Below are 24,852 nucleotides of genomic sequence, written 5' to 3'. Positions count from 1 at the left end.
GCGCCGGTGACGGTGTCATGTCACATCACCCCCCTTTAGGGGGTGACAGACCGTGTGTGGATGACATGACGGCCTCTGAGGTTCGTCGACTCCCCTATGGCTTGGTCGCGCTGATCTACCTCCGCGACGAGCGTGACGACCTCGCACCCGAAACCCGCGACCGCCTCGACCACATCACCGAGTCGGAGTCCGACTACATCCGGCGTTGCCAGCAGGAGGCGCAGCCATGACCGAACCACGGACCCGCACCCGCCGCCGACTGGTGACCCGGCTCTACAGCCTGGCCGCCCGCATCAACCACGACCGCCTCAACGACGCCCAACTCGCCTACCTCACTGCGGTACTCGACCACTACTACGACCACGCCATCAAGGGGATGACCGATGAGTAAGCCCACCGCCGATGAGCAAGTGACCGAAGGCATGAACGCCTACTACTACCTCTGTGCCCTTCGAGCCGAAGGCAAGAGCAACCTCGTGCGCAGCTACCTCGGATCGATGAGTGTCGAAGAGCAGACGGCCATGTGGCTCGGCGGCGTCTCGGTCACCATCGGACTTGCTGTCTTGCACGCACCGAAAGCTGGCGTCGCGGCAGAGGACATCCCGAAGTGGTTCCGCATGATGGCCGAACCCGACCTCGACCCGGACAACCTCGACGACGAGGACGACCAGTGAGGCGCCCTTGCATCGAGTGCGGTGAGCCCGCAGACGCCACGCGCTGCGACGACTGCGCACCCGCGCACCGCAGCGTCACCCGCACCGACCTGCCCACGACGAGCGCCCGTAGCCGCGGCTACGGCACCGCCTGGGACAAGCTCAGCCGCCAGGCCCGACGGATGCAGCCGTGGTGCTCCGACTGTGGCACCCCCGACGACCTCACCGCCGACCACTCCGAGGAAGCCTGGCGCCGCCACGACGCCGGCAAGCCGATCAGGCTGCAAGACATCGACGTCCTGTGCCGCCGCTGCAACGCCCGCAAGGGCCGCGCCCGGCCTGGGGGCAGCCCCCGCGAGGGGGGACGGGACTCGGCGGGGGGAGCCGCGAAGGCCCTTACACACCGGTGAGGGGGCGGCGTGAAGGCCTGCGCCTGGCCAGCATGTGATCGGCCTGTTCACAGCCGTGGGTACTGCGGGAGTCACTACAACCGTGCGATCCGTGAGGGCGTGATCCAGAGGCGTCGTGACATGGCCCATTGGGACGTAGACACGTCAGGCTGCTGGCTCTGGAACCGGAAGGTTCGGGACGACGGCTACGGGGTCAAGTCTCTCGGCAAGTACGACGAGATCCGTGCTCACCGCTGGGTATACGAGCAGCGCATCGGTGCGATCCCTGACGGACTCGAACTCGATCACCTGTGCAATACCCCGCGATGCGTCAACCCGGCTCATCTCGAGCCCGTGACCCACGAGGAGAACATGTTGAGGCAGTGGCGACGTAGGAGGGCTGCCTGATGCGCGCCGGGCCGAAGGCCGCTGTAGACGCGACTCCGCTGCCGTGGTCGCCGAGGGTCACCGGGTCGGCACGGTTCGTCAAGTTCTGCGAGCGCTTCATCAAGGTGCCTAAGGGCACCAACGCGCTCAAGGCGTTGCGGCTGCGGGACTGGCAACGCGAGCTGATCGGGTCGGTGGAGGACGCCGAGCAGACGCCCCGCACCGCGGGATGGATGCTGCCCCGCGGCCAGGGTAAGAGCACCCTGGTCGCCGCGTATGGGCTCTATCGGTTCTTCACCGACGGCGAGGGCGCGATGGTCTGCGTGGTCGCGGTGGACGAGCGTCAGGCCGGCATCGTGTTCGGCATCGCCCGCCGCATGGTGGAACTCGACGACGACCTCGCGAGCCGGGTGCAGACGTTCAAGGAGAAGATCTACAACCCCACCACCGACAGCTACTTTCACTGCCTGCCTGCCGAACCGAAGCGCCTCGAGGGCCTGGACTACACGCTGGCAATCCTCGACGAGGCCGGTGTGGCCAACCGGGACTCCTACGAGGTGCTGACACTGGCCCAGGGCAAGCGGGAGCGCTCGACGCTGGTCTGTATCGGCACACCCGGCCCGGACCCCAACGACCAAGTTCTGGCCGACCTCCGCAACTACGCCGACGAGCACCCCGATGACAAGAGCCTGGTGTGGCGGGAGCATTCGGCCGCCGGCTTCGAGGACCACCCCGTCGACTGCGAGCACTGCTGGGAGCTGGCCAACCCGGCGCTCGACGACTTCCTGCACCGCGACGCGCTGACCGCGTTGCTGCCGCCCAAGACCCGCGAGGCGACGTTCCGCCGAGCGCGCCTGTGTCAGTTCGCCTCCGACACCGACGGCGCGTTCCTGCCTCCTGGGGTGTGGGCAGACCTCTCGACCGGGCATCCGGTACCCAAGGGTGCGCGGGTAGTGCTCGCGCTCGACGGGTCGTTCTCCGACGACACCACCGCACTGTTGGTGGCCACGGTCTCGACCGAGCCGCACATGGACAAGGTGAAGGTGTGGCAGCGGCCCGACCGCGATGACACCACCTGGCGGGTACCCATCGCCGAGGTCGAAGACGAGATACGCAAGGCGTGTCGGTACTGGCAGGTCGTGGAGATCATCGCCGACCCGTTCCGCTGGACCCGCACCCTGCAAGCCCTCGAGGCCGAGCGGCTGCCGGTGGTCGAGTTCCCGCACTCGCCGGCGCGCCTGACCGCGGCGACCGGCGACCTCTACAACGCCTGCCTCAACAAGCGTCTGAGCCACTCCGGCGACCGCACCCTCGCCGAGCACATCGGCGCCGCGGTCATCACCGAGGACGCCCGCGGCATCCGCCTGAGCAAGGCCAGCCGGTCGGCGAAGGCCCGGAAGATCGACCTGGCCGCGTGCGCGGTCATGGCGCACTCGCGTGCCACCTGGCGCGCCTCCAAGAAGAAGAAACGAGCAAGGAGCTTCACGTGACCAACGCCCTGCACACCGATCTACTGCAACGCATCGACCATCCCGCTGCCCGCTATGCGGTCCTCGACCGCTACTACGTCGGCGAACAACCGCTGGCATTCCTCGCCCCCGAGGCGCGTAAAGCGTTGGGGGACAGGTTTGGTCGGATCGCATCGAACCTCTGCCGCCTGTCGGTGACCTCGATCGCGGAACGGTTGCGGGTCACCGGATTCACTGGCGCCGACGTCTGGGGAGACTGGCTGCGCAACGACCTCGACCAGCTCGCCCCGGTCGCCCACCGTGAAGCGCTGCTGCTCGGCGCCAACTACATCCTGGTGTGGGCCGACGCTCAGGGGCGCCCGCAGGTATCCATCGAGTCGGCACACCAGGTGTCGGTCAAGGTCGACCCCGGCACCCGTCAGATTGTCGCCGCCTGCAAGCGGTGGACCACCGACACCACCACCGAGGCAACCATCTTCGAGGCCGACACCATCACCCGGCTGAGGGCCAACAACGTCGGCGCGACGACCGCAGGATTCGAGACGGTCGAGGTGCTTGACAACCCGCTCGGCGTGGTGCCGGTGGTGCGGCTGGCCAACACCGACCGCATCCTCGGCGACCCGGTCTCCGAGATCACCGACCTGATCCCGCTCGTCGACGCCCTCAACAAGACGCTGGCCGACATGCTCGTCGGCTCGGAGTACTACGCCCGACCGCGCCGCTGGGCCACCGGCGTCGAGCTCGTCGAGGAACCCGTACTCGACGACGACGGCAACCCGGTGCTCGACGACGACGGCGACCCGGTGGTTGAAGAGACCAATCCCTACCCCGAGAACAACCGCATGATGATCGCCGAGGAGGTGCAAGCCAAGTTCGGTCAGCTCGAGGCCGCCAGCATCGCCGCCTACGAATCGAGCGTCAAGGTGCTGCTCGAGCAGATCATGGCCGTCAGCGCACTACCGGGGCACTACGTCGGCATCACGAGCGCAAATCCGGCCAGCGCTGACGCCATGCGTGCCGCCGAAGCCGCGCTGACCGCGCGTGCCGAAGCCAAGCAGGCGCTGTTCGGTCGGAGCTGGGAGCAGGTGGCGCGGCTGATTGTCGCGGTGCGCGAGGGCATCAACCCGGCCGAGGTCGAGGCGTCGGTGCAGTGGGCCGACCCCAGCACCCGGTCTATCGCCCAGGAGGCCGACGCCGTCGTCAAGCTCCATCAGGCCGGTCTACTGCCGGCGACCTACGCTCTCAAGCGACTCGGCTACAGCGACACCGACGTCGTCGAAATCCGCACCGCCACAAGGCTTGAGGCGATGGACTCCGCAGGCGCTGACGTGACCAGCCTGCTACCCGGCGCCGAGGCCCCGAGGTGAACGCCTACGCCGATCGCGTGGCCACGCTGGCCCAGTCCACCAGTGAGTCGGTACAGGCGCTCTACGACCGTTTCCTAGCCGGTGAGCTGACCGAGGAACTGTTCGTCGAGCTGGCCACCACCGCCCTCACGGTCAACGATCACCGCGCCGCGACCCTGGCCGACGTCGGCGTGGCCGCCATCCTCACCGCACAACTCGGCGCTGTCGCGCTACCCGTCGGCGTCCCGGCACCGGACCCACCGAAAGCATTGCTACACAACCTGATCCGCGAGGCGCTTGACGATCCTGACCCGCGGACCAAGCTCGAGACCGCCGCCCGCGGCCGCACCCTCGAGACGGCGCGCGAGTGCTACGCCTCCGGGCTGCACCGCCACGAGGTCAAGTTCTGGAAACGCGTACCGAACTCCGGTGCCTGTCCTGCCTGCCGCAACCTGGCCGGCACCGTCCTGCCCATCGAGACGCCCATGTGGCACCACACCGGCTGTTCCTGCACCCAGGCGCCGGCAACACCCACCGAGAAGGAGAACTCCGATGCCCAACGATCCGCAGCAGCTCGACGAGCAGCAGCAACCCGACGAGCCAACGACACCCCCGACGCCGCAGCCCGACGATCAGCCGCAGCCCAGCGAGGCGCAGCAACCCGACGAGCCAACCGAGAACGAGCCGACGCCGGAGCCTGAGCCCGACGTCTTCCCGCGGGCCTACATCGAGCGGCTGCGCAAGGAGAACGCCGACTACCGCACCCGCGCCAAGGCCGCCGACGACCTCGCCAAGAGGCTCCACACTGAACTCGTCCGCGCCACCGGCAAACTCGCCGACCCCACCGACATGCCGTTCGACGCCGAGCACCTCGAGGACCCCGACAAGCTGACCGCGTCCATCGATCAGTTGCTTTCCGTCAAACCGCACCTCAAGGCCCGCCGCATTGTCGGTGCGGTAGGGCAGGGTGAGTCCGGCACCACCACCGGTGTCGACCTGCTCGGCATCATGCAAGGCCGAGCCTGATCTAGGAAGAAGTAATCGACAACCGTTGTCATCTGGCCTGCATCCTGTCATCATGGGTGCAGGCCAGATGCCTGTCTAAGAGACGTTGCGAGCCGGGCGCTCGACGTGAATCCCCAGCACTCACGTAGGAGCCCCCTATGGCCACCCAGACCACCGCAACCCTGTCCACGCTGCAGCAGACTCAGATCCAGCAGCTACTCGTCCAGCCCCTCGAATCCGAGAGCGTGTTCCTCGCCTCCGGCCCCAAGGTCATCGACACCAACGGCCCGATCCGCATTCCGCGTATCGCCTCCGGCCTGACCGTCGGATTCGTCGCCGAAGGTGCTGCGATCCCTGAAAGCTCCGTCGGCCTCGACGAAGTCTCGATGCTGCCCTCGACGCTCAAGAGCCTGAAGGTCATCAGCCGTGTCACGTCCGAGGTGCTGCGCTCGTCGGCCCAGGCGCTCGATGCAATCCTCAAGCAGCGCTTGGTGACCGACACTGCCAAGGCGCTCGACGTCGCCCTGTTCACCGGCACTGGCTCATCGAACACCATCCGCGGTCTGCTCAACCAGAGCGGCGTGGCCACCGGCACCCTCGACGCCAGCGAGCCCGACAGTCTGCTCGACGGTATCGGCGTCGCCCGAGCCAACGAGGTCAAGCCCAACCGCTGGTTCCTCAGCCCCGCCGACTACCTGTCGATCCGCAAGGTCAAAGACGCCGACGGCCGCTACATCCTGCAACCCGACCTGACCCAGACCGGCCAAGAGGTGCTGTTCGGTGTGCCCGTCACGGTGACGGCCCAGGTCCCCACCGGCAAGGCTGTACTCGCCGACATGAACATGGTCGCCATCGCCCGCGACATGAGCCCGTCGGTCACCGTCGACAGCTCCCGCTACTTCGACACCGACGAAGTCGCACTGCGGGTCGTCGCCCGCTACGACCTCGCGCTGTTGCAGCCGAAGGCGGTCACCGTCCTGACCGCGGCGCCGTGACCGACAACAACGACGTCCTGGCGCTGCTCGGACGACCGGGTGACGCCGAGCTGGTCACCGTCGCCCAGCAGGCGCAGCAGGTCGTCACCGCCCAGGTGTGGGCCTACACCCGCGGCCGCGGGTTCTCCGGTGAACAGCCGGCGCCCGACATCGACACCGTCATCCTCACCTCAACGGCGCGGCTGGTCGCCAACCCCGAGAACCTCCGGTCGGAGAAGATCGGCGACTACGAGGTGCAGCGTCAGGTGGTCGAGGGGTGGACGCTGGCCGAGTTGGCGATCCTCAACCGCTACCGTCGGCGCGCACGATGATCCCGACCCGACTGCTCCCGCAGCAGCTGACCTACCGCCCGCTGTCCGGCCGGACCAGCTTCGGCCCGGTCTACGGCGACCTGGTCACGGTGCCGGCGCGGGTGCAGTTCGGCGTGAAGACAATACAGACCGCGACCGGCGAAGAGGCAGTCTCGTCGGCGACGATCTATGTGCAGCCTGGCCCCAACCTGCCCGACATCGGCGCCGTCGTCACGCTGCCTGACGGCAGTGTTCGACCTGTGATCGCCCGCACCGAGCACGTGGGCGCCCGAACTGTCGAGGTGGTGAGCCTCGACGTGTCCTGAGCGGTTCGGTGGGTTCCTGACTCAGGACACAGAACGACCCCGGTCTCCATTAGGCATGGTGGAGAACCCGGGGTCGTTCGCTATCTGACGTGGAAAACTTTGCCACGTCGAAAAGTGCGGAATTTCCGCACGTCGTAAGTGAGGAATTTCCTCACGTCTCAGACCAGGCGCAGGACCGGCGCCGCGGTCGCCTGGTGCAGAGCATTGAAGTTCTCGAGCATCACCGCCAGCGCGGCAAGCTGCTCAGTCGCCATGTCGTCAGCGTGCAGTTGATCGAGCGCCTTGCAGCAACGGTCTATCCATGTGGTGCGGTCTGGGATCACGTCGGGCCTCTCGGGGTCTGGCACCCGGCGGGTCTGGCACATGTCTGGCATGGTCAACCACCCGAGAAAGCAGAAAACCGCCTGTGACCAGGCGGTTTACTTGCTCCCCCAACTGGACTCGAACCAGTAACCGTTCGATTAACAGTCGAATGCTCTGCCAATTGAGCTATGGGGGACTGCCTCGGACCTGCTCGGCGCTCGTGGAGCGCGTCATCAGGACCGAGGACAGACTTTAGCGCATGGTCATGTCGGACGACAAAACGGGCGGTCAGCCGCATGCGGCGCCCAGGCCGCCCGCTGCGCTACTCCCGGGGGTAGTCCTCGGGGTCGATCTCGACCTCGGTGGCCTGTTCGGCGGCGTCGGCGTCGTCGGCCTCGAACGGCACGCTGGGGTTGACACCTTCAGCGGGATCGGGCGCTGCCGTCTGGGCCTGCTCGAGTGCATCGGCCTCGTTGGCCTCGACCGGCAGGTCGGCTTCCGGTGACGTCATCGGGACGCTCCTCTCGTCGTCGGACTCCTACGTCTCCACGTGTACCCGACGAGAGTGGTTTCAGTCGCCCCCGCGTCGCTCGTCGTAGTCGGCCTGGGCGTCGCGGACGGTCGGCATGTTGTCCTGCACGAGTTCGATCAGGCCGCTCAACTGGTCGGCGACCTGCCTGCCGAGCGGAGTGAGGTGGTACTCGACCTTCGGCGGGATGGCTTCGAGGACGGTGCGCACGATCATGCCGTCGCGTTCGAGGCTCTGCAGGGTCTGCGAGAGCATCCGTTCGCTCACGCCGTCGACGCGTCGCCGCAGCGCGCTGAATCGATAGTTGCTCTCCCCCAACGCGATCAGCACGAGGCTGCCCCAGCGTCCGGTAACGGTCTGCAGTGTGGTCCGGGACGAGCAGTCCCGGGCGAAAACGTCCGCCTCGAGGGACTCGTCGCTGATCTCGGTCACGTGCTCAACGGTAGCCGAATCGACGAGACCTTGCTAACAGTTCGTATTGCACTTACGAAAAGTAAGTGCATACTGGGAGTCGTCCAACCGACAGAGATGAGGAATCAGATGACCACAGCAGTGACCGGCGCGACGGGACAGCTCGGCGGACTCGTAATCGACGAACTACTCGCCCGGGGCATCGCCGCCGCCGACGTGGTGGCGATAGTCCGCGACGAGTCGAAGGCCTCGAAGCTCGTGTCGCACGGCGTTTCGGTCCGTGTCGCCGACTATGACGATCCGGCATCACTTGTCGACGCCCTCGTCGGCGTCGACAAGTTGCTGCTGGTCTCGGGTTCGGCGGTCGGGCAACGTGTTGCCCAGCACACCAACGTGATCGAGGCGGCGGAGGCCAACTCCGTCGAACTGATCGCCTACACCAGCCTGCTGCACGCCGACACGAGCGGTCTGAGTCTGGCTCCCGAGCACGTCGCCACCGAAGCTCGACTGAACGAGTCGTCGGTGCCCGCCGTGATCCTGCGCAACGGCTGGTACTGGGAGAACTACCTGGCCGCCATCCCGCAGGCGGCGGCGACCGGAACGCTCCTGGGTGCCGCGGGTGAGGGAAAACTCGCTGCCGCCGCTCGTGCCGACTACGCGGCTGCGGCCGCAGCGGTCCTCACCGCCGACTCGGACCAGGCCGGCAAGGTCTACGAGTTGGGTGGTGACGAGCGGCTGACCTACGGCGAATTCGCCCGAGCGATCGGTGTGGCATCGGGTGCGACCGTCCAGTACCGCGACCTCTCCGAAGCCGACTACCAGGCCGCTCTCGTCAGCGCGGGTCTGCCGGAACCGGTCGCCGCGATGCTGGCCGGCGCAGATGCCGGGATCAGCCGCGGTGAGCTGGACACCGACTCCGGCGACCTCCAGTCGCTCATCGGCCGGTCGTCGACCCCCGTCGCGGAGGTCATCGCGCAGGCGCTCGCCTGACCCGGCGTCGTACGATCGGCGTCCGGCGTGCTCCGCGCCGAGTCGCATCGATGAGTTCGGCTGCGACACCGAGTCTGTCCGCATAGATTGCTCGTGCCGACCGACAAGGAAGCCGAACCATGCCACAGCTACTCAGAGTCCAGAACTTCTCGATCTCACAAGATGGGGTCGGGGCGGGGGAGAACCAGACGTTCGAGCGTCCCTTCGGTGATCGCGTCGAACCGTGGGAACTGATGTCGTGGGCGGGCGCCACCGCGAGCTGGCCCAACCGGACCGACCCGGGTGGCACCCGCGGCCTCGACGACTATTTCACCCGCGACTTCGCTCATAACATCGGTGCGGAGATCATGGGCCGCAACAAGTTCGGTTATCAGCGCGGACCGTGGACCGACCATGAGTGGCAGGGCTGGTGGGGTGATGAGCCGCCGTTCCACACTCCCGTCTTCGTACTGACGCACCATGTGCGGCCGTCGTTCACGCTGAGTGACACCACGTTTCACTTCTTGGACGCGACCCCGGCCGAGGCCGCCGAGCAGGCGAAGGCCGCGGCGGACGGCAAGGACGTACGTATCGGCGGCGGCGTGAGCACCGTCCGGGAGTTCCTCGACGCCGACCTCATCGACACCCTCCACATCGCCGTCGCACCCGTCACGATCGGCGCCGGACTCAAACTCTGGGAGTCACCCGAGGAGCTCGAGGGCCGGTATCACCACGAATCCGTCCCGAGCACCAGTGGCGTGACGCACCATTTGTTCTGGCGCAAGTAGCGCAATGGCGGTGGAATGAGACCGGGAACTCGCGTAGTTGTAGGGACCATGACGGAACTCGCCGGCAAGGCCACGACTCTGCTCGAACTCCACCAACCGGGAAACCCGGTCATCCTGCCCACGGTGTGGGACGCCTGGTCGGCGAACCTCGCGATCTCCGCCGGGTTCACCGCGCTCACCGTCGGCAGTCACCCGGTGTCGGACTCGATCGGCAAGCCCGACAACGAAGGAATCACGTTCGAGGAACTGACTACCCGCATCCGGCAGATCACCACGGCGGTCGACGTCCCGATCTCCGTCGACATCGAGTCCGGCTACGGGGAGGACCCGAAGACGCTCATCGACGGCCTGATCGCCGCGGGTGCCGTCGGTCTGAACATCGAGGACACCGTGCACAGCGAGGGCGGACGCCTTCGCGAGCCACAGGAGCACGCCGATTTCGTAGGTGCGCTGCGGGCGGCGTCCGACGCCACCGATGTCCACGTGGTGATCAACGCGCGCACCGACCTGTTCGTCAAGCAGGTCGGCGACGAATCCGACCGCCTCGACCGGGCGATCGAGCGAATGAAGCTGGCTGCCGATGCCGGCGCAGACGTGCTGTACCCGGTCGGTTTCCACGACGACGCCGCGCAGAAGCGGCTCACCAGCGAACTGCCGTTGCCGGTCAACGCGATCGGCCATCCGACCAAGAACACCAAAGCGGCACTGGCCGAACTCGGTGTCGCCCGGGTCAGTTTCGGCCCGATCTTCCAGATGGTGCTCGCCGAACGCGCCGCCGAGGTTCTCGAACCCTGGAAGTAGTCACACCGCTCTCCTCCGGGTCGTCGAACCCGGAGGGGAATGTCGGTGGTCCGAACTACCGTCGGATCATGGCACTCACGAAATCCGAACGAGAAGCGTTCCTGTCCGAACCCCATGTCGCGGCGCTGTCGGTCGAAGCCGAGCCCGGCCGGGCGCCGCTCACGGTCCCGGTGTGGTACCAGTACGAGCCGGGCGGTCGCCCCTGGCTGCTCACCGGAACTGAATCGCGCAAGTTGCAGCTCATCCGAACCGCCGGGCGGTTCACGCTCATGGTCGACGAGGTGTCGCCGCGGCTGATGTACGTGGCCGTGTCGGGGGATGCGGTCGACATGGTTCCGGGCACCCGCGGCGACCTGCAGGAGATGGCGGCGCGCTACCTCCCGCCCCAGGCCGTCGACCCCTACGTGGAGATGGCCGAGAAGGATCACGGTCCCCAGACCAAGCTGTTCCTCGAACCGAAACAGTGGGTGTCCCTGGACCTCGGTGCGCTGTGACCGACGGGCCGTGATCCGGCAGCGAGACGAACCCGTCGGGAACGTCTCGCTACATTGAACGCATGCCGAAGTCGCGTTCCACGTCCGACCAGCCCGAACAGTCCGTCGACGCGGAGTCTCACCAGGCGACATCGCCGACGGGCGAGCAGGTCACCCCGCTCGACGGCAACGAGTTCCTGCAGGCCAATCGCAGCAACCGCGACAAGTACCGCGCCGAGGCCGAGGCGAAGGCGGCGAAAGCAGCCCGCAAGGCCGAGCGCCGACGCCCGGCTGACGAGCCCACGGGTGCCGACGAGCCGGCCGATACGGACGACGCCGACGGGTCCGACGACGCCACGACCGTGGTCGCGGACCCACGCCCTGGCTCGGACCGCACCCCCCGCAAGCTCGATCCCGCCACGGCGCGTAGGAGTGGTTCCCGCCGGTGGACCGGTTGGACTTCGAAGGTCGGCAGCCGACCGTGGGCGGTGATCGCGCTGATCGTGGCGGTCGTCGTCCTCGCGGCGTCGACGGCGGTGCTCGCCGTGGCGTACGTGGATGCCGATGAACGCGCCGAGTCGAGCGCGTCGGCCGGTACGACGACGTCCCTCCTCGAGACCGCCCGGCGATACGCGGCCGAGATCTCGACCTACAACTCTGCCGACTACGCTGACCTCGACCGACGCATCCGGGAGATCTCCACGCCCGCGTTCACCCAGACCTACATCGAGTCCTCGCAGGACGCCCGCCGCGGATCCGCCGAGGCCGAATCGGTGTCCACGGCGACGGCCGACAATGCGGGCCTCATGTCCGTCGACGACGGCAAGGCCGTTGTGCTGGTCACCCAGGACCAGACCCTGAAATCGCCGCAGACCGCCCAGGAGTTCCCCGAGGGATTCCCGTACCAGTCGCGGGTCAAGGTCACCCTCGTGGAGCAGGACGGGCGCTGGCTGATGGACGACTTCGCGGTGCTGTGAGGCCTCGGCTCCCTGATCCGAAAGAAGCGAGTCCTATCGCTCCCTGAGGAGCGGCCGGAGCTTGCGGAGGGCGCGGCCAACCATCGCCTTCCGAATCCGAAGAACGACATAACCATTGCCCCCTGAGGTGCGAGGAGCGTTAGCGACGAGCCACGAAGGGCCTGGTGAGACACGTTGCGAAGCCCTTCGTGGCTCGCTTCGCTCGCACCTCAGGGAGCAGTGGCACAGCACGTCTCTCGGGTTCTGCAGTTCTTTCGGATCAGGGAGCGAGGTTCGGCGTGCTTGCCGGTCATCAGATAGTCAGCCGTGCAACAGAATCCGCATCGCCAGTGCGTCGATCCGGTCGGGGGAGGGCGGTAGGGACTGACGCGACAGGTCGGTGACCACGTTCAGGGAAGCGTGTACGAGGAAGCGCGCCTGCGAGAGCGACAGCTCGTCGCGGACGCGGGTGAGCCAGGTGGCGAACTCGTCCACGGTGATCCGTTGCTGGTTGCGTAGTTCCTCGCGTGCCTGTGGAGTCGTGTGCCCGATCTCGGTCTCGTAGATCGCGATGAGATCGGTTGCGCTGGATGATAACCGGATGTACGAGGCGACCATCGCGGCGATCGCCTCGCGGGGCGTGGTCGACGCCGCCAGCGCGTCGGAGATGGCCGACGTGACCCGGTCGGTCGCGCGCCAGAACGAGGCCTCGAGAATGGCGACCTTGCTGGGGAAGTGGCGGTACACGCCTGATGCCGGCAGGTCGGCCGCGTGTGCGATGTCCTCGATCGTCACGTCCCGGAACCCGCGGGCGGCGAACAGCTCGATCGCCTCGGTCAGGATGACCTCGCGCTTGGCGGCCGGGGCGAGTCCGGTCACCGACGGCGGCTCGGGGTCGGTCGGCTCGGGCAGCTCGACCCCGAGTAGGCCGATCGCGGCGGCCGACATCAACGCCGTCGCCTCGCGGGCCGGCAACGAGGCGCGATGCGTTGTCGGACTTGCCGCGACGCTGATCATTGCGGCGGCAACGAGATTGGCGTCGAGATCGGTCAGCGACGGGCGCAGCCGGCGGGCGGCGGCACGCACACGACGATGCTGGTGGACGACGACATCGCGGACGATCGCGGCGTCGGCGGGCTCGAGGTAGCGCGACTCCCACCGGTACAGCCCACCGCGGCGGCGATTGTCGAACGAGGTGGCGGTGATCGCCTCGAGGAGTGCGGGCAACTCCTCGGGCGACCCCTCCGGGACGGTGTCGAGAACGTCGCGCAGGCCGGTCGCGAGGTCGGCGGTGGTCTCGGCGAACAGTGCGTACTTGTTCGGGAAATGCCGGTACAGCGCCGGGGTGGAGATGCCGACGGCGTCGGCGATGTCGTCGAGCCGCACCGCGTGGTACCCGCCGTCGCTGAAGGCCTTCGCCGCGGCGTCGACGATCATGCGTCGCCGGTCGGCGGGACGGCGACGCCGGGCGCCGGTGTCCGGGCGCGACGTCTGCGGACGTGCGGTCATGACGACAGAGCCTATCCGGAGACCACGTTCTCGTGACAGATTTCGGCATCGACCGGCAAAACTGCAGGAGAGACCGGCTTGCGGGTCTGATAAGTTAACCGAGATTCTCGTGATCTGCGTCGCATTGTGGTAGTAATCTAGGCGATGGCACAGATGCGGGGGGCTGTGTCTACCGAGAAGCCGGCCTGGAGTGGGGAGAGCAGTGAGCGAAGAGATCACGCGCGGCGGAGTCATCACATCGGTGGACGACTCCGGGATCGGGCGCCTGACGATTTCTCGTCCGGAACGGATGAACGCCCTCGACGGCGGGGCCCATCAGGCGATCGAGGACACGTTGGCGGAGTGGTCGACTCGCGACGACGTCCGCGTGATCGTGATCGACGGCGCGGGCGGCAGTTTCAGTGCGGGCGCCGATGTCCGGGGCTTCGCCGAACAGTCGACCGCGGGCGGCGCCTCCGGGTTCACTCCGACGCAGGCGCGTCAGATCATCTCCGGAGGTTCTGATCTCATCCGGGCCGTGCGTTCGGTCCCGGTCCCGGTGATCGCCTCCGTCGACGGTGCAGCCGCGGGGATCGGTGCGTCGCTCGCACTCGGTGCCGACCTCATCTATACGACGGCCAGGTCGTATTTCCTGCTCGCGTTCGTCAACATCGGTCTCATGCCCGACGGCGCCGCCTCGATGTCGTTCGCGACGGCCGTCGGTCGCGTGCGTGCCAACGAGCTGGCGCTGCTCGGTGAGAAGCTGCGTGCCGCAGAGGCTCTCGACGCCGGACTCGTCAACGGCGTCGTCGAGGATCGTGCCGCGCTCGACGAGGTGGTCGGCAAGGTCGCCCGCAAGCTCGCCGGCAAGAGCGCCGCGGCGCTCCGGCTCACGAAGGCCGCGCTCGACGCGCACACGATGTCCGGTTTCGAGGCCGCGATCGAACGAGAACTCGACGGCCAGACCGAACTGCTCCAGTCCCCGGAGTTCCAGGCGGCCATCACCGCGTTCGCCGGCGCCTCCAAGTGAGCACTGCGACACGTCGGAATCGCTGTACCACAACCGTTCCCGACCCCATCACCACCAGAGAGACAACGAGGAGACCGATCGTATGACCGCGACCGTCGACACCTTCAGCGACCTGGCCACCGAGCCGCTGCGTTCGCGCCGCAACCACTGGAACAACCAGATCCGCCGCCACGCCTTCATGACCCCGGACAAGCCGGCGCTGAAGTTCCTGGGCAACATCACCACCTGGAAGGAACTCGACGAGCGCAGCCGCGCCTTCGCGGCCGCACTGAGCCGCCGCGGCGTGCAGTTCGGCGATCGTGTGCTGATCGTCCTGCTCAACCGCTCGGAGTACGTCGAAGCGGTTCTGGGTGCGAACCTGATCGGTGCCATCCCCGTTCCGGTGAACATCCGGATGAGCCCGGCCGAGGTCGCGTTTCTCGTCAACGACAGCGGCGCGAAGGTGATCGTCACCGAGACCCTGCTCGCCCCGCTGGCCGACGCCGCGGGCGCCTCCACCGGAGCGATCGAGCACACCATCGTGGTCGGCGGTTCGGACAAGGACAATCACCTCGACTACGAGGCGCTCGTCGCCGAGGATTCGTCGGATCTCGAGGAGATAGACGTTCCCGAGGAGACCGTCGCGCTGATCATGTACACCTCGGGCACGACCGGAAAGCCCAAGGGCGCCATGCTCACCCACACGAACATGCAGGCGCAGGCGGTCACCTGTCTGCAGGCCCTGCAGACCCGTTCCGACGACATCGGCTCGTGTGTTGCCCCGATGTTCCACATCGCCGGCCTCGGCGCCATGGCGCCGCTGTTCTACATGGGCGCCCTCTCGGTGATCCATCCGCTCGGCGCTTTCGACCCCGACGACATGCTGGACACCATCGAGCGCGAGGGCACCACCTCGATCTTCCTGGTGCCCGCACAGTGGCAGGCCGTCTGTGCCGCGCAGCAGGCCAAGCCGCGTGATCTCAAGCTGCGCGTGATCAGCTGGGGTGCGGCCCCGGCGTCGGACACCGTCCTGAACGCGATGAACGAGACTTTCCCGGAGGCGCTCAACGTCGCCGTTTTCGGACAGAGCGAGATGTCGCCGATCACCTGCGTACTCGAGGGCAAGGATGCCCTGCGCAAGATCGGCTCCATCGGAAAGGTCGTCCCGGCCGTGACCGCGCGCATCGTCGACCCCGAGGGCAACGACGTCGCGCAGGGTGAGGTCGGCGAGATCGTCTACCGCGGTCCGAACATGATGAAGGGGTACTGGCAGAACGAGCAGGGCACCGCCGACGCTTTCGCCGGCGGCTGGTTCCACTCCGGTGACCTGGTCCGGGCCGATGAGGAGGGCTTCCTCTACGTCGTCGACCGCGCCAAGGACATGATCATCTCCGGTGGCGAGAACATCTACTGCGCCGAGGTCGAGAACGTCCTCTTCGGTCATCCGAGCATCACCGAGGCGGCGATCATCGGTCGCGCACACGAGAAGTGGGGTGAGGTGCCGGTCGCGGTGATCGTGCTCGCCGAAGGCGTCGAGGACCTGACGCTCGCCGACCTCGAGCCGTACCTCAACGAGAACCTCGCGCGGTTCAAGCATCCGAAGGACATCGTCATCGTCGACGAGTTGCCGCGCAACGCCGGTGGCAAGGTCGTCAAGCCGACCCTGCGCCAGAGCTACGGCAGCAAGGACGCCGGCCTGGCCGACTGACGCCGTCGTATCCACCGTCGTCGGACACCTCGGCGACGTCGACACCCTCCGACCTGGGCGCGAGCACTCGCGCCCAGGTCGTCGTGGTCTCGTCCGTCCCGACCACCGCCGGCATCGACGCGCCAAGGAAACACGCACTAGAACACGTTCCAATTTTGTGGTTGAGTGACTACTGTCACGTCATGGCGGCAACCGTCGGAGTGTGTAGGTCCTCCCGGTGTGACACGTCGCCGGTTCGAACGGAGGAGTTCAGTGAAGACAAAAGGTGCATTGCTGCGGGAGCACAACAAGCCGTGGGCGATCGAGGACATCGAGATCGGCGATCCCAAGGCCCACGAGATCAAGATCAAGATGGAAGCCGCCGGCATGTGCCACTCCGATCATCACCTGATGACCGGTGGCATCCCGATGGCCGGGTTCCCGATCCTCGGTGGTCACGAGGGTGCGGGCGTCGTGGCCGAGGTCGGTGAGGGAGTCACCGACTTCGAGGTCGGCGACCACGTCGTGCTGTCGTTCATCCCGTCGTGCGGCAAGTGTCCGTCGTGTCAGTCGGGAATGGCCAACCTGTGCGACTTCGGCGCCATGCTGCTGCAGGGCGAGGCGGTGTCGGACAACACCTTCCGGATCCAGACCGCCGCCGGCGAGAACGTCTACCCGATGACGCTGCTGGGCACCTTCGCGCCGTACATGGTCGTGCACGAGGCCTCGGCGGTGAAGATCGACAAGGACATCCCGTTCGAGGTCGCGGCGCTCTGCGGCTGTGGCATCCCCACCGGTTACGGCTCGTCGACCCGCAGCGGCGACGTACGACCGGGGGAGGACGTCGCGATCGTGGGTGTCGGCGGCGTGGGTACCGCGGCCCTACAGGGCGCGGTCATCTCCGGCGCCCGCAACCTGTTCGCCATCGACCCGGTGGAGTGGAAGCGGGAGCAGGCGCTCAAGTTCGGGGCCACCGCGGCCTTCGCCACGGTCGAAGAGGCGGCCATGGCGATCGCGGAGACCACTCACGGCGGCATGTGCCAGAAGGTGATCGTCACGGTCGGCGAGGTCCACGGCAAGGACGTCGACCTGTGGATGGGTATCACCGCCAAGGGTGGCACCTGCGTCCTGACCGGTATGGGCAACATGCTCGAGAGCGATGTCAACCTCAATCTCGCCATGCTGACCCTGCTCCAGAAGAATCTGCAGGGTTCGATCTTCGGCGGTGCCAACCCGAAGCTCGACATCCCACAGCTGCTGTCGATGTACAAGATCGGCAAGCTCAACATCGCCGACATGATCACCCGGCAGTACCGTCTGGACCAGATCAATGAGGGCTACCAGGACATGTTGGACGGCAAGAACATCCGCGGAGTCATCCGCTACACCGAAGAGGACTGGTGAGCACCCGGGTAACGTGACCCGATGTGTCTGTCCTTGATTCTCTGACGGAATGGCCCGTCGACCACGTGTCGGCGGCGATCATCACCCGCGACGGGGTCGCCGACCAGTTCGGCGACCCCGCTCGCGTCTACGAGCTCGCCTCGGTCACGAAGCCGCTGGTGGCCTACGCGGTGCTCGTCGCCGTCGAGGAGGGAGCCGTCGAGCTGGACGACCCGGCCGGGCCGTCGGGGTCGACCCTTGCCCACCTGCTTTCGCACGCGTCCGGCCTGGCCTACGACACCCGCGAGGTCGAGGCCCCGCCGGGGGAGCAGCGGATCTACTCGAGCGCGGGCTTCGAGGTGGCCTCCGAGGTCGTGGCCGAGGCGACCGGTATCGAGTTCGGCCGCTATCTCTCCGAAGCCGTGTGCGCGCCGCTGGAGATGTCGTCGACGACGCTCTACGGGCCGGCCGGGCATGCCGCCCGCTCGAGCGTGGCGGATTTGGCGGCCTTTGCCCGCGAGTTGCTGGATCCGCGCCTGCTGGCGCCGGAGACCTTCGGGACGCTGACGTCGGTGCGGTTCCCCGGACTCGACGGATTCGTCCCCGGGTACGGCAAGCACCGTCCCAACGACTGGGGGATCGGCTTCGAGATCAGGTCCGAGAAGTCGCCGCACTGGACCGGGACGAGGAACTCCCGCGGACGTTCGGGCACTTCGGTCAGGCCGGCACGTTCCTCTGGGTGGATCCGGCGCTCGACGCGGCCTGCGTCGTGCTGACGGATCGGCTCTTCGGACCATGGGCGAAGCCGCTGTGGAGCGAATTCAACGATCGTGTCGTTGATGAACTCTCGTCACAGAACTGAATTTTTCTCGCAGGAGAAACTAGCGCAACACGTGCATCATGGGGCACAATTGACCCTACGAATGTGATATCCGCTGTCGCGAGGTGTGTTGGGGAAGACGTTCCTCGTCGACAACGGAGGTGAACAAGGTGCGCAATCTGAATCAGTTTGCGGACATGACAACAGGAGTGGTCTACATCCACTCGGCGCCGGTGGCGCTGTGCCCGCATGTGGAGTGGGCTCTGTCGTCGACCCTGAATGCGCGCGCCAACCTGAAATGGTCGGCACAGGATGCCGAACCCGGCATGCAGCGTGCCACTGTCGACTGGGCGGGTCCGGTCGGCACCGCGGCTCGTCTGGTGACGGCGCTGCGGGAGTGGTCGGCGCTGCGTTTCGAGGTGACCGAGAACCCCAGCGAGGGTGTCGACGGTGAACGGTTCTGCTACGTCCCGGGACTCGGCCTCTGGCGCGGCTCCACGAGCGCCAACGGCGACGTCATCATCGGCGAGAACCAGTTGCGTTCGATGATCGAATCGCAACCCGACAGCGCCGGTCTCGCCGGTGAACTCGAAGGCGCGCTCGGAACCGCGTGGGACAACGCGCTCGAGCAGTACCGCATGGGCGGTGCCGGCGCCGAGGTCACCTGGTTGCAGCAGCGGGTGGGGTAGCAGGGGGACGAACGACAACGAGAAGTGCCCCGGTCCTCGAGGACCGGGGCACTTTCGTCGTCTGTGCGACGCGTCAGAGCGGGATGTTCTTGTGGCGACCGCGGCGCGCGGGTGCCGCGGCGAGCGCCTCGGCGATGATGCTGCGAGTGTGCGCCGGGTCGATGATCTCGTCGACCACGCCGATGGACTGTGCGCGGCCGACACCGCCGGCGATCGCCTCGTGCTCGGCGGCGAGACGGTCGTGCAGGGCCTCACGCTCGTCGTCGGGCGCTGCGGCGAGAGCCTTCTTGTGCAGGATGCCCACCGCGGCCTTCGCGCCCATCACGGCGACCTCGGAGCCCGGCCAGGCCAACACCGCGGTGGCGCCGAGCGCACGCGAGTTCATCGCGATGTAGGCGCCGCCGTAGATCTTCCGGGTCACCAGCGTGACCCGGGGGACCGAGGCCTCGGCGAACGCGTGCAAGAGCTTCGCGCCGCGGCGGACGACGCCGTTCCACTCCTGGCCGACGCCGGGCAAGTAACCCGGCACATCGGTGATGACGATGAGCGGGATGCCGAAGGCATCGCAGAGGCGGACGAAACGCGATGCCTTCTCCGCGCTCTCGGAGTTGAGGCAGCCGCCCATCCGCAGCGGGTTGTTCGCGATGATCCCCACGCTGCGTCCGGACAACCGGCCGAAGCCGACGACGATGTTCGGTGCCCATTTGGCTTGCAGCTCTTCGAAACTCGAGATCTGGGTCTCGCCGTCGGCCGCGACACCGGAGTCGAGCAACTGCTCGACGACCGGGTGGACGTCGTAGGCGCGTCGATTCGACTCCGGCAGCAGGGCCTTGAGGTCGGTGTCGCCGGCCCGCGCGTGTTCGCGGTCGAAATGTCCCTGCTGGGTGAACGTCGACACCAGACGCCGTGCACGCCACAGCGCGTCGGGCTCGGAGTCGGCGACGATGTGACAGACACCGGACTTCTTGCCGTGGGTGGTCGGGCCGCCCAGCGACTCCATGTCCACTTCTTCGCCGGTGACGCTCTTGACGACGTCCGGGCCGGTCACGAAGACCCGGCCGGCCGGCGCCATGATCACGACGTCGGTGAGCGCCGGGCCGTAGGCGGCGCCGCCGGCGGCGAAGCCGACGACCACCGAGATCTGCGGGATGTAGCCCGAGGCGCGCACCATCGCCTCGAAGACCTGTCCCACCGCGTGCAACGCCTCGACACCCTCGGCGAGGCGGGCGCCACCCGAGTGCCAGATGCCGATGACCGGCGCCTGTTCGGTGATGGCGGTGTCGATGGCGTTGACGATGTGCGCACACCCCACGACACCCATGGCGCCGCCCATGACGGTGCCGTCGGTGCAGTAGGAGACCGTGCGGACCCCGTGCACCAGTCCGACGGCGGCCTGGACGCCCGACTTGTCGCGCGGATGGAGCAGCGACATCGTGCCTTCGTCGAAGAAGTTGGTGAGCCGCAACAGCGGGTCGCGGGGATCGGCGGCTTCTTCGCGGCCGGCAACGGGAGCCAAGGTCGTCATCGATGTCTCCTGGGTGTCGGGGGTGTGGCGGTGATGCTCAGTAGCGACCGAAGGCGAGCGCCACGTTGTGCCCACCGAAACCGAACGAGTTGTTGATCGCGTAATCGATCTGCCCGTACCGGGGTTCACCGTGCACGACGTCGATGTCGCATTCCGGGTCCAGGTTCTCGAGGTTGAGGGTCGGCGGGATGACGCCTTCCTCGACGCTCTTGATCGTCAGAACCGACTCGAGCGCCCCGACCGCACCGATGGAGTGTCCGAGCGCGGACTTCGGCGCGTACACCGCCGCGTGCTGTCCGATGGCGGCGAGGATGCCCGCGGCCTCGGCGGTGTCGCCGATGGGGGTCGACGTCGCGTGCGCGTTGATGTGGGTGATGTCGGAGCGCTGCAGACCAGCGGTCTGCAGGGCCCGCGTCATGGCCCGCGCGTTGCCCTGACCACTCGGGTCGGGGGCGACGAGGTGGAATCCGTCGGAGGTGATGCCGGTACCGAGCAGGCGGGCGTGGATATGTGCACCGCGTGCGCGGGCGTGTTCCTCGCGTTCGAGGATCAGCATCGCCGAACCCTCGCCGAACACGAAACCGTCGCGATCTTTGTCGAACGGTCGCGACGCCGCTGCGGGGTCCTCGTTACGGGTGCTCATCGCCCGCATCATCGAGAACGCGGCGATCGGCACCGCGTCGATGTGACCCTCGACGCCGCCGGTGACGACCATGTCGGCGTCACCCATGACGATGTGCCGCCAGGCGTGCGCGATGGCCTCGGCGCCCGACGAACAGGCCGAGACGGGGGTGATCACGCCGGCGCGTGCGCCGACGTTGAGTCCCGCGACGGCCGCCGGTCCGTTCGGCATCGCCATCGAGACGGCGAGCGGGGACACCTTGCGGTAGTTGCCGGTGCCCTCCATGGCCTGGACTGCGTCGACCATCGCGTCGGCGCCACCCTGACCGGTGCCGATGACGACCGCGAGGCGGTCCTTGTCGACGTCGGGTTCGCCGGCCTGCGCCCAGAGGCGCTTGCTCATCACGTGGGAGATGCGCTCGACGTAGGCCATCCGCCGGGATTCGATGCGCGTGACCTCCTCGGCGGGATCCTGGAGGAGACGACCACCGATGCGCACCGGGAGGTTGTACTTGGTGATGAAGTCGTCGGTCAGCTCACGGATGCCCGATTCGCCGGCCAGCAGGTTCTTCCAGGTCGAGTCGAGATCCCCACCCAACGAGGTGGTGGCCACCATGGAGGTGACCACCACACTCGGGAAGTTCCCACCCAGCGTGGAGTACTCGCGGAGGGAAGAGGGGGTCATCAGGCCTCGTCTGCCTCGACCTGCGCCTTGATGGCAGCTGCGGCCTCGGGGTTCTCGCTCTCGAGCTTCTGGATGTAGGCGACCGCGTCGCCGACCGTGCGCAGGCCGGCCAGATCCTCGTCGGGGATCTTGACGCCGTACTTGTCCTCGGTCTGGACCGCGATCTCGACCATGGACAGCGAGTCGATGTCGAGGTCGTCGACGAACGACTTCTCGAGGGTCACCTCGGACGGCTCGATGCCGGTGACTTCCTCGATGATCTCGGCGATGCCGGCAATGAGTTGTTCCTGGGTGGCAGCCACTGTGTGGTTCCCTTTCGTCTTCCTACGTGGATGTGAGATTTCCGGAGCGCAGCACGGACGGAGAAGTCCGCGCGCTTGGACACGCCGACATCGAAGCCGACGTTCCGGGGGTCGCGGACCAGCCGCGACCGCTATCCAAGTTCGGTGATCTTCGCGATGTCGCCGGGCTCCTTGAGCGCCAGCGCGGGGGTGCCCTTGAGCTCGCGCTTCGCGATGCCCACCAGCGTCCCCGCCGGGGGAAGTTCCACCAGGGCGTGGGCCGAGTGGTCGCGCAGGTACGCCGAGCACAGATCCCAGCGGACCGGCCTGGTCACCTGTCCCACCAGCTTGGCGAGCGCGTCGGCTCCGTTCGTCACCGGCTGTCCGTCGGAGTTCGACAGCAGGGTCCGGGTGGGATCGGCGGGCGTGATGCGGGCGGCGGCTGCGGCGACGGCGTCCTGCGCAGGGGCCATGAAGTGCGTGTGGAACGCGCCGGCGACCGCGAGCTTGCGGATCCGGGCCTTCTCCGGCGGCGAGGCGATCAGCTCGTCGATCTGCGCGACGGCGCCGGCGGCGACGATCTGCCCGGCGGCGTTGCGGTTGGCGGGGACGAGATCGAGTTCGTCGAGACGTGCGAGGACGGCCGCCTCGTCGCCCCCGAGGACCGCGGCCATGGTCGTGGGCTGCAGGGCACACGCCTTCGCCATCTCCGAGCCGCGCAGCGCGGCCAGCGTGACGGCCTCGTCGGCCGAGATGACACCGGTGATCGCGGCGGCGGCGAGTTCGCCGACCGAGTGGCCGGCGACCACGGCGTCGGCGGGCAGTTCACCGTGCTTGCGCACCTCGTCGTAGGCCAGCAGTGCGGCGACGACGACGAGCGGCTGGGTCACTGCGGTGTCGGTGATCTCCTCCGCCGTGGCGGTGGTGCCGAGGCGTTCGAGGTCCAGACGGGTCTGTTTGGACCAGGTGGCGATCTGGTCACGCGCGCCCGGCAATTCGAGCCACGGCGTGAGCATGCCGGGTGTCTGAGATCCCTGTCCGGGAGCAAGCATCGAAAGCACGTGACCAGAGAACACCCTTTACCCGTGGGATGTGGGTGTGGAGAAGCATGAAGCTTGTCGCGGGCTTTTGTGGGGTTCCCACAAAGGAGACCTAGAGGTCACCTGGTTCGTCATCAGTCTGAGATTTGTTACCGAACCGTGTTCTTAGGGCTCCTATCAGCACAAACGGTGAATCGGACATGAAACCCGTGTGACTCATGTGGCAGATGTTGGCGATTTGTGCCGGAAGTGTGTCAGTCGACCCACCGTCGACGCGACCCTCAGAACGTAGGCGTCGCGCGGGTTAGTTGGGTCACGTCCTGTGATTTCCGAAATTTTCTTCAGTCGGTAGCGAACCGTATTTGGATGGATGTACAGAATTCGGGCGCAGGACTCGACCGAGCCGCCGGAGTCGAGGTAGGCCTCGAGAGTGGTGGTCAGCGTCGCACCGCCCTCGGCGAGCGGCTGGACGAGGGATTCGATCAAAGCGGTCATCGCTGACTCGTCGCCGTTGAGCGCGCGCTCGGGTAGCAGTTCGAGACTGTGGACCGGCCGCGGCGCGCTCGGCCACCCGGCCACTGCCTCGATCCCGGCCATGGCCTCGGTGGCACTCGAGTGCGCGCTGCCGAGGTTCGGCATGGTCGGACCGATCACCACCGGACCGTCGGCGAAGTGGGAGAGCAGTGCGCCGACGAACTTCTCGGTGGGACGGGCGGGACCGCTCACGATGGCCACCAGCACCGAACCCTGCACCACCGACAGGGCCGACCGGTCGAAGGACTTGGCCGTGTTGTGGATCGCCAGTGGCACCGACACGTTCTGTTCCGGCGGCGGCGTCCCGACTATCACGGTGGCCGGCGCATCCGAGTCCCAGTTGAGCGCCGCTGCGCGAGAGAGTAATTGCGGCCCGGTGTCGCCGCGGACCACCGCGTCGACGACGAGGGCCTCGAGCCGGGAGTCCCACGCTCCACGTGATTCCGCGGCCGAGGCGTAGATCGCCGCCGCGGCGAAACCGATCTCGCGTCCGTAGCGCAGCACCGACTCGGTCAGCGCACGGAGCTGGGCATCGTTGCGGGCGAGGAGCGGCAGCCACTTCTCGAAGAACTCCATGGCCACGCGGACCATCTCGACGGTCTGCAGCAGCGTGATGCGGCGGGCGAGATCCTGCGGGACCACCTGGAAGGCCTGGACCGTGAACTTCACATTGCCCTCGGGGTCCTGGATCCACTCGACGAAGTTGACCACCGCGGTCTGCACGACGAGTTGCACACTCGCGCGCTGCGCGGCGTCGAGGTCGGAGAAATAGGGCAGCTGGTCCTGCATCGAATGCACCGCCTCGGTGGCGAGTCGGCCGCTGTACTGCTTGACCCGCCGGAGAAGCGTGTCCGGCAGCGCGTCGTGCACGGTGGCGGGTGCCGGTACGTGCGCGCCCCGCTCACCGAACACGTCAGCCGGTGGCTGCTTCCTGTTCACGCGCGCATCGGACACGACCTCAATCTAGCCCCTCGGCCGGAGTGGGTTCCCCGACCGAGGA

General features: G+C 67.1%; 28 protein-coding genes, 1 tRNA gene and 1 pseudogene. 21 read left to right on the top strand and 9 right to left on the bottom strand.

Going from position 1 to position 24,852, the window contains the following annotated elements; genetic code table 11:
* The first annotated feature begins 65 nt into the window (after positions 1-65).
* The 11 genes from MVF96_RS15625 to MVF96_RS15575 all read left to right on the top strand — a co-directional run bounded on the left by MVF96_RS15625 (position 66) and on the right by MVF96_RS15575 (position 6,860).
* The gene (locus MVF96_RS15625) at positions 66-230 is read left to right on the top strand and encodes a hypothetical protein (RefSeq protein WP_247449627.1); all 165 of its coding nucleotides are present in this window, start codon (positions 66-68) and stop codon (positions 228-230) included.
* A complete protein-coding gene (locus MVF96_RS15620) occupies positions 227-391 on the top strand; it encodes a hypothetical protein (RefSeq protein ID WP_247449625.1) in 165 nt (54 codons plus the stop codon). The genes MVF96_RS15625 and MVF96_RS15620 overlap by 4 nt, the downstream gene beginning before the upstream one ends.
* The gene (locus MVF96_RS15615; protein WP_247449623.1) at positions 384-674 is read left to right on the top strand and encodes a hypothetical protein; all 291 of its coding nucleotides are present in this window, start codon (positions 384-386) and stop codon (positions 672-674) included. The genes MVF96_RS15620 and MVF96_RS15615 overlap by 8 nt, the downstream gene beginning before the upstream one ends.
* On the top strand, positions 671-1,063 hold the full coding sequence (locus MVF96_RS15610; RefSeq protein WP_247449622.1) for a hypothetical protein: 393 nt from the start codon (positions 671-673) through the stop codon (positions 1,061-1,063). The genes MVF96_RS15615 and MVF96_RS15610 overlap by 4 nt, the downstream gene beginning before the upstream one ends.
* 120 nt (positions 1,064-1,183) lie before the next feature.
* On the top strand, positions 1,184-1,450 hold the full coding sequence (locus MVF96_RS15605; protein WP_247449620.1) for an HNH endonuclease signature motif containing protein: 267 nt from the start codon (positions 1,184-1,186) through the stop codon (positions 1,448-1,450).
* Positions 1,450-2,919, top strand: a complete 1,470-nt coding sequence (locus tag MVF96_RS15600) for a terminase large subunit domain-containing protein (RefSeq protein ID WP_247449619.1) — start codon at positions 1,450-1,452, stop codon at positions 2,917-2,919. Before MVF96_RS15605 ends, MVF96_RS15600 begins: the two co-directional genes overlap by 1 nt.
* On the top strand, positions 2,916-4,265 hold the full coding sequence (locus MVF96_RS15595; protein ID WP_247449617.1) for a phage portal protein: 1,350 nt from the start codon (positions 2,916-2,918) through the stop codon (positions 4,263-4,265). The genes MVF96_RS15600 and MVF96_RS15595 overlap by 4 nt, the downstream gene beginning before the upstream one ends.
* A 531-nt stretch (positions 4,266-4,796) precedes the next feature.
* The gene (locus MVF96_RS15590; RefSeq protein ID WP_247449615.1) at positions 4,797-5,270 is read left to right on the top strand and encodes a hypothetical protein; all 474 of its coding nucleotides are present in this window, start codon (positions 4,797-4,799) and stop codon (positions 5,268-5,270) included.
* Between the two features lie 137 nt (positions 5,271-5,407).
* On the top strand, positions 5,408-6,244 hold the full coding sequence (locus MVF96_RS15585) for a phage major capsid protein (protein WP_247449613.1): 837 nt from the start codon (positions 5,408-5,410) through the stop codon (positions 6,242-6,244).
* Positions 6,241-6,555 (top strand): hypothetical protein, encoded by a 315-nt coding sequence (locus MVF96_RS15580; RefSeq protein ID WP_247449611.1) that lies wholly within the window; start codon positions 6,241-6,243, stop codon positions 6,553-6,555. The genes MVF96_RS15585 and MVF96_RS15580 overlap by 4 nt, the downstream gene beginning before the upstream one ends.
* A complete protein-coding gene (locus MVF96_RS15575) occupies positions 6,552-6,860 on the top strand; it encodes a hypothetical protein (protein ID WP_247449609.1) in 309 nt (102 codons plus the stop codon). The genes MVF96_RS15580 and MVF96_RS15575 overlap by 4 nt, the downstream gene beginning before the upstream one ends.
* Positions 6,861-7,286: 426 nt before the next feature.
* Here MVF96_RS15575 and MVF96_RS15570 read toward each other — a convergent pair.
* The 3 genes from MVF96_RS15570 to MVF96_RS15560 form a co-directional block, all read right to left on the bottom strand.
* Positions 7,287-7,359: transfer RNA gene (locus MVF96_RS15570), tRNA-Asn, on the bottom strand.
* 126 nt (positions 7,360-7,485) lie between these two features.
* A complete protein-coding gene (locus MVF96_RS15565; protein WP_058252067.1) occupies positions 7,486-7,674 on the bottom strand; it encodes a hypothetical protein in 189 nt (62 codons plus the stop codon).
* Between the two features lie 60 nt (positions 7,675-7,734).
* Positions 7,735-8,124 (bottom strand): winged helix-turn-helix transcriptional regulator, encoded by a 390-nt coding sequence (locus MVF96_RS15560; protein ID WP_065631457.1) that lies wholly within the window; start codon positions 8,122-8,124, stop codon positions 7,735-7,737.
* Positions 8,125-8,232: 108 nt separating this feature from the next.
* On the opposite strand from MVF96_RS15560, the gene MVF96_RS15555 reads away from it, so the two are divergent.
* The 5 genes from MVF96_RS15555 (at position 8,233) to MVF96_RS15535 (ending at position 12,111) form a co-directional block, all read left to right on the top strand.
* Positions 8,233-9,093 (top strand): SDR family oxidoreductase, encoded by an 861-nt coding sequence (locus MVF96_RS15555; protein WP_058252065.1) that lies wholly within the window; start codon positions 8,233-8,235, stop codon positions 9,091-9,093.
* Between the two features lie 119 nt (positions 9,094-9,212).
* Positions 9,213-9,860 (top strand): dihydrofolate reductase family protein, encoded by a 648-nt coding sequence (locus MVF96_RS15550; protein ID WP_058252064.1) that lies wholly within the window; start codon positions 9,213-9,215, stop codon positions 9,858-9,860.
* 48 nt (positions 9,861-9,908) lie between these two features.
* Positions 9,909-10,661 (top strand): isocitrate lyase/PEP mutase family protein, encoded by a 753-nt coding sequence (locus tag MVF96_RS15545; RefSeq protein ID WP_058252063.1) that lies wholly within the window; start codon positions 9,909-9,911, stop codon positions 10,659-10,661.
* Between the two features lie 68 nt (positions 10,662-10,729).
* A complete protein-coding gene (locus MVF96_RS15540; RefSeq protein ID WP_065631454.1) occupies positions 10,730-11,155 on the top strand; it encodes a pyridoxamine 5'-phosphate oxidase family protein in 426 nt (141 codons plus the stop codon).
* A 62-nt stretch (positions 11,156-11,217) separates the two neighbouring features.
* Positions 11,218-12,111 (top strand): hypothetical protein, encoded by an 894-nt coding sequence (locus MVF96_RS15535; RefSeq protein WP_247449607.1) that lies wholly within the window; start codon positions 11,218-11,220, stop codon positions 12,109-12,111.
* 300 nt (positions 12,112-12,411) lie between these two features.
* Here MVF96_RS15535 and MVF96_RS15530 read toward each other — a convergent pair whose 3' ends face one another.
* Positions 12,412-13,599, bottom strand: coding sequence for a TetR/AcrR family transcriptional regulator (locus MVF96_RS15530; protein WP_247449605.1), 1,188 nt, complete (start codon positions 13,597-13,599; stop codon positions 12,412-12,414).
* 202 nt (positions 13,600-13,801) lie between these two features.
* Between MVF96_RS15530 and MVF96_RS15525 the strand changes: the two genes are divergently transcribed.
* The 5 genes and pseudogenes from MVF96_RS15525 to MVF96_RS15505 all read left to right on the top strand — a co-directional run bounded on the left by MVF96_RS15525 (position 13,802) and on the right by MVF96_RS15505 (position 19,166).
* Positions 13,802-14,608: an enoyl-CoA hydratase-related protein gene (locus MVF96_RS15525; protein ID WP_247449603.1), complete on the top strand. Its 807-nt coding sequence runs from the start codon at positions 13,802-13,804 to the stop codon at positions 14,606-14,608.
* A gap of 82 nt (positions 14,609-14,690) precedes the next feature.
* The gene (gene fadD5, locus MVF96_RS15520; protein ID WP_247449601.1) at positions 14,691-16,295 is read left to right on the top strand and encodes a fatty-acid--CoA ligase FadD5; all 1,605 of its coding nucleotides are present in this window, start codon (positions 14,691-14,693) and stop codon (positions 16,293-16,295) included.
* Between the two features lie 252 nt (positions 16,296-16,547).
* Positions 16,548-17,678, top strand: a complete 1,131-nt coding sequence (locus MVF96_RS15515) for an NDMA-dependent alcohol dehydrogenase (RefSeq protein WP_065630090.1) — start codon at positions 16,548-16,550, stop codon at positions 17,676-17,678.
* Positions 17,679-17,701: 23 nt separating this feature from the next.
* Positions 17,702-18,519, top strand: a pseudogene (locus tag MVF96_RS15510) (serine hydrolase domain-containing protein).
* 128 nt (positions 18,520-18,647) lie between these two features.
* Entirely contained in the window at positions 18,648-19,166 is a 519-nt protein-coding gene (locus MVF96_RS15505; RefSeq protein WP_010841193.1) for a DUF3145 domain-containing protein, read from the top strand.
* Between the two features lie 73 nt (positions 19,167-19,239).
* Here the strand turns inward: MVF96_RS15505 and MVF96_RS15500 are convergent, their stop codons facing one another.
* The 5 genes from MVF96_RS15500 to MVF96_RS15480 form a co-directional block, all read right to left on the bottom strand.
* Positions 19,240-20,691: an acyl-CoA carboxylase subunit beta gene (locus MVF96_RS15500; protein ID WP_247449599.1), complete on the bottom strand. Its 1,452-nt coding sequence runs from the start codon at positions 20,689-20,691 to the stop codon at positions 19,240-19,242.
* A gap of 37 nt (positions 20,692-20,728) precedes the next feature.
* Complete coding sequence (locus MVF96_RS15495; protein ID WP_065630088.1) at positions 20,729-21,997, bottom strand: KasA/KasB family beta-ketoacyl-ACP synthase; 1,269 nt, start codon at positions 21,995-21,997, stop codon at positions 20,729-20,731.
* Positions 21,997-22,299, bottom strand: coding sequence for a meromycolate extension acyl carrier protein AcpM (gene acpM, locus MVF96_RS15490; protein ID WP_058252053.1), 303 nt, complete (start codon positions 22,297-22,299; stop codon positions 21,997-21,999). Before acpM ends, MVF96_RS15495 begins: the two co-directional genes overlap by 1 nt.
* 131 nt (positions 22,300-22,430) lie before the next feature.
* Positions 22,431-23,339, bottom strand: coding sequence for an ACP S-malonyltransferase (locus MVF96_RS15485; RefSeq protein WP_137810264.1), 909 nt, complete (start codon positions 23,337-23,339; stop codon positions 22,431-22,433).
* Between the two features lie 195 nt (positions 23,340-23,534).
* The gene (locus tag MVF96_RS15480) at positions 23,535-24,806 is read right to left on the bottom strand and encodes a PucR family transcriptional regulator (RefSeq protein WP_058252051.1); all 1,272 of its coding nucleotides are present in this window, start codon (positions 24,804-24,806) and stop codon (positions 23,535-23,537) included.
* Between the last annotated feature and the right edge of the window lie 46 nt (positions 24,807-24,852).

This window comes from Gordonia hongkongensis, assembly GCF_023078355.1.
Classification (GTDB): domain Bacteria; phylum Actinomycetota; class Actinomycetes; order Mycobacteriales; family Mycobacteriaceae; genus Gordonia; species Gordonia hongkongensis.
Note: the sequence above shows the minus strand (reverse complement) of the source record. Positions and strands in the feature narration are given on the sequence as shown.

Bases quoted from the DNA above. Each gene is read 5' to 3' on its own strand.
- MVF96_RS15625 (WP_247449627.1), top strand. From the start codon at position 66: ATGACGGCCTCTGAGGTTCGTCGACTCCCCTATGGCTTGGTCGCGCTG.
- MVF96_RS15620 (WP_247449625.1), top strand. From the start codon at position 227: ATGACCGAACCACGGACCCGCACCCGCCGCCGACTGGTGACCCGGCTC.
- MVF96_RS15615 (WP_247449623.1), top strand. From the start codon at position 384: ATGAGTAAGCCCACCGCCGATGAGCAAGTGACCGAAGGCATGAACGCC.
- MVF96_RS15605 (WP_247449620.1), top strand. From the start codon at position 1,184: ATGGCCCATTGGGACGTAGACACGTCAGGCTGCTGGCTCTGGAACCGG.
- MVF96_RS15600 (WP_247449619.1), top strand. From the start codon at position 1,450: ATGCGCGCCGGGCCGAAGGCCGCTGTAGACGCGACTCCGCTGCCGTGG.
- MVF96_RS15590 (WP_247449615.1), top strand. From the start codon at position 4,797: ATGCCCAACGATCCGCAGCAGCTCGACGAGCAGCAGCAACCCGACGAG.
- MVF96_RS15585 (WP_247449613.1), top strand. From the start codon at position 5,408: ATGGCCACCCAGACCACCGCAACCCTGTCCACGCTGCAGCAGACTCAG.
- MVF96_RS15575 (WP_247449609.1), top strand. From the start codon at position 6,552: ATGATCCCGACCCGACTGCTCCCGCAGCAGCTGACCTACCGCCCGCTG.
- MVF96_RS15565 (WP_058252067.1), bottom strand. From the start codon at position 7,674: ATGACGTCACCGGAAGCCGACCTGCCGGTCGAGGCCAACGAGGCCGAT.
- MVF96_RS15555 (WP_058252065.1), top strand. From the start codon at position 8,233: ATGACCACAGCAGTGACCGGCGCGACGGGACAGCTCGGCGGACTCGTA.
- MVF96_RS15550 (WP_058252064.1), top strand. From the start codon at position 9,213: ATGCCACAGCTACTCAGAGTCCAGAACTTCTCGATCTCACAAGATGGG.
- MVF96_RS15545 (WP_058252063.1), top strand. From the start codon at position 9,909: ATGACGGAACTCGCCGGCAAGGCCACGACTCTGCTCGAACTCCACCAA.
- MVF96_RS15540 (WP_065631454.1), top strand. From the start codon at position 10,730: ATGGCACTCACGAAATCCGAACGAGAAGCGTTCCTGTCCGAACCCCAT.
- MVF96_RS15535 (WP_247449607.1), top strand. From the start codon at position 11,218: ATGCCGAAGTCGCGTTCCACGTCCGACCAGCCCGAACAGTCCGTCGAC.
- MVF96_RS15530 (WP_247449605.1), bottom strand. From the start codon at position 13,599: ATGACCGCACGTCCGCAGACGTCGCGCCCGGACACCGGCGCCCGGCGT.
- fadD5 (WP_247449601.1), top strand. From the start codon at position 14,691: ATGACCGCGACCGTCGACACCTTCAGCGACCTGGCCACCGAGCCGCTG.
- MVF96_RS15500 (WP_247449599.1), bottom strand. From the start codon at position 20,691: ATGACGACCTTGGCTCCCGTTGCCGGCCGCGAAGAAGCCGCCGATCCC.
- MVF96_RS15495 (WP_065630088.1), bottom strand. From the start codon at position 21,997: ATGACCCCCTCTTCCCTCCGCGAGTACTCCACGCTGGGTGGGAACTTC.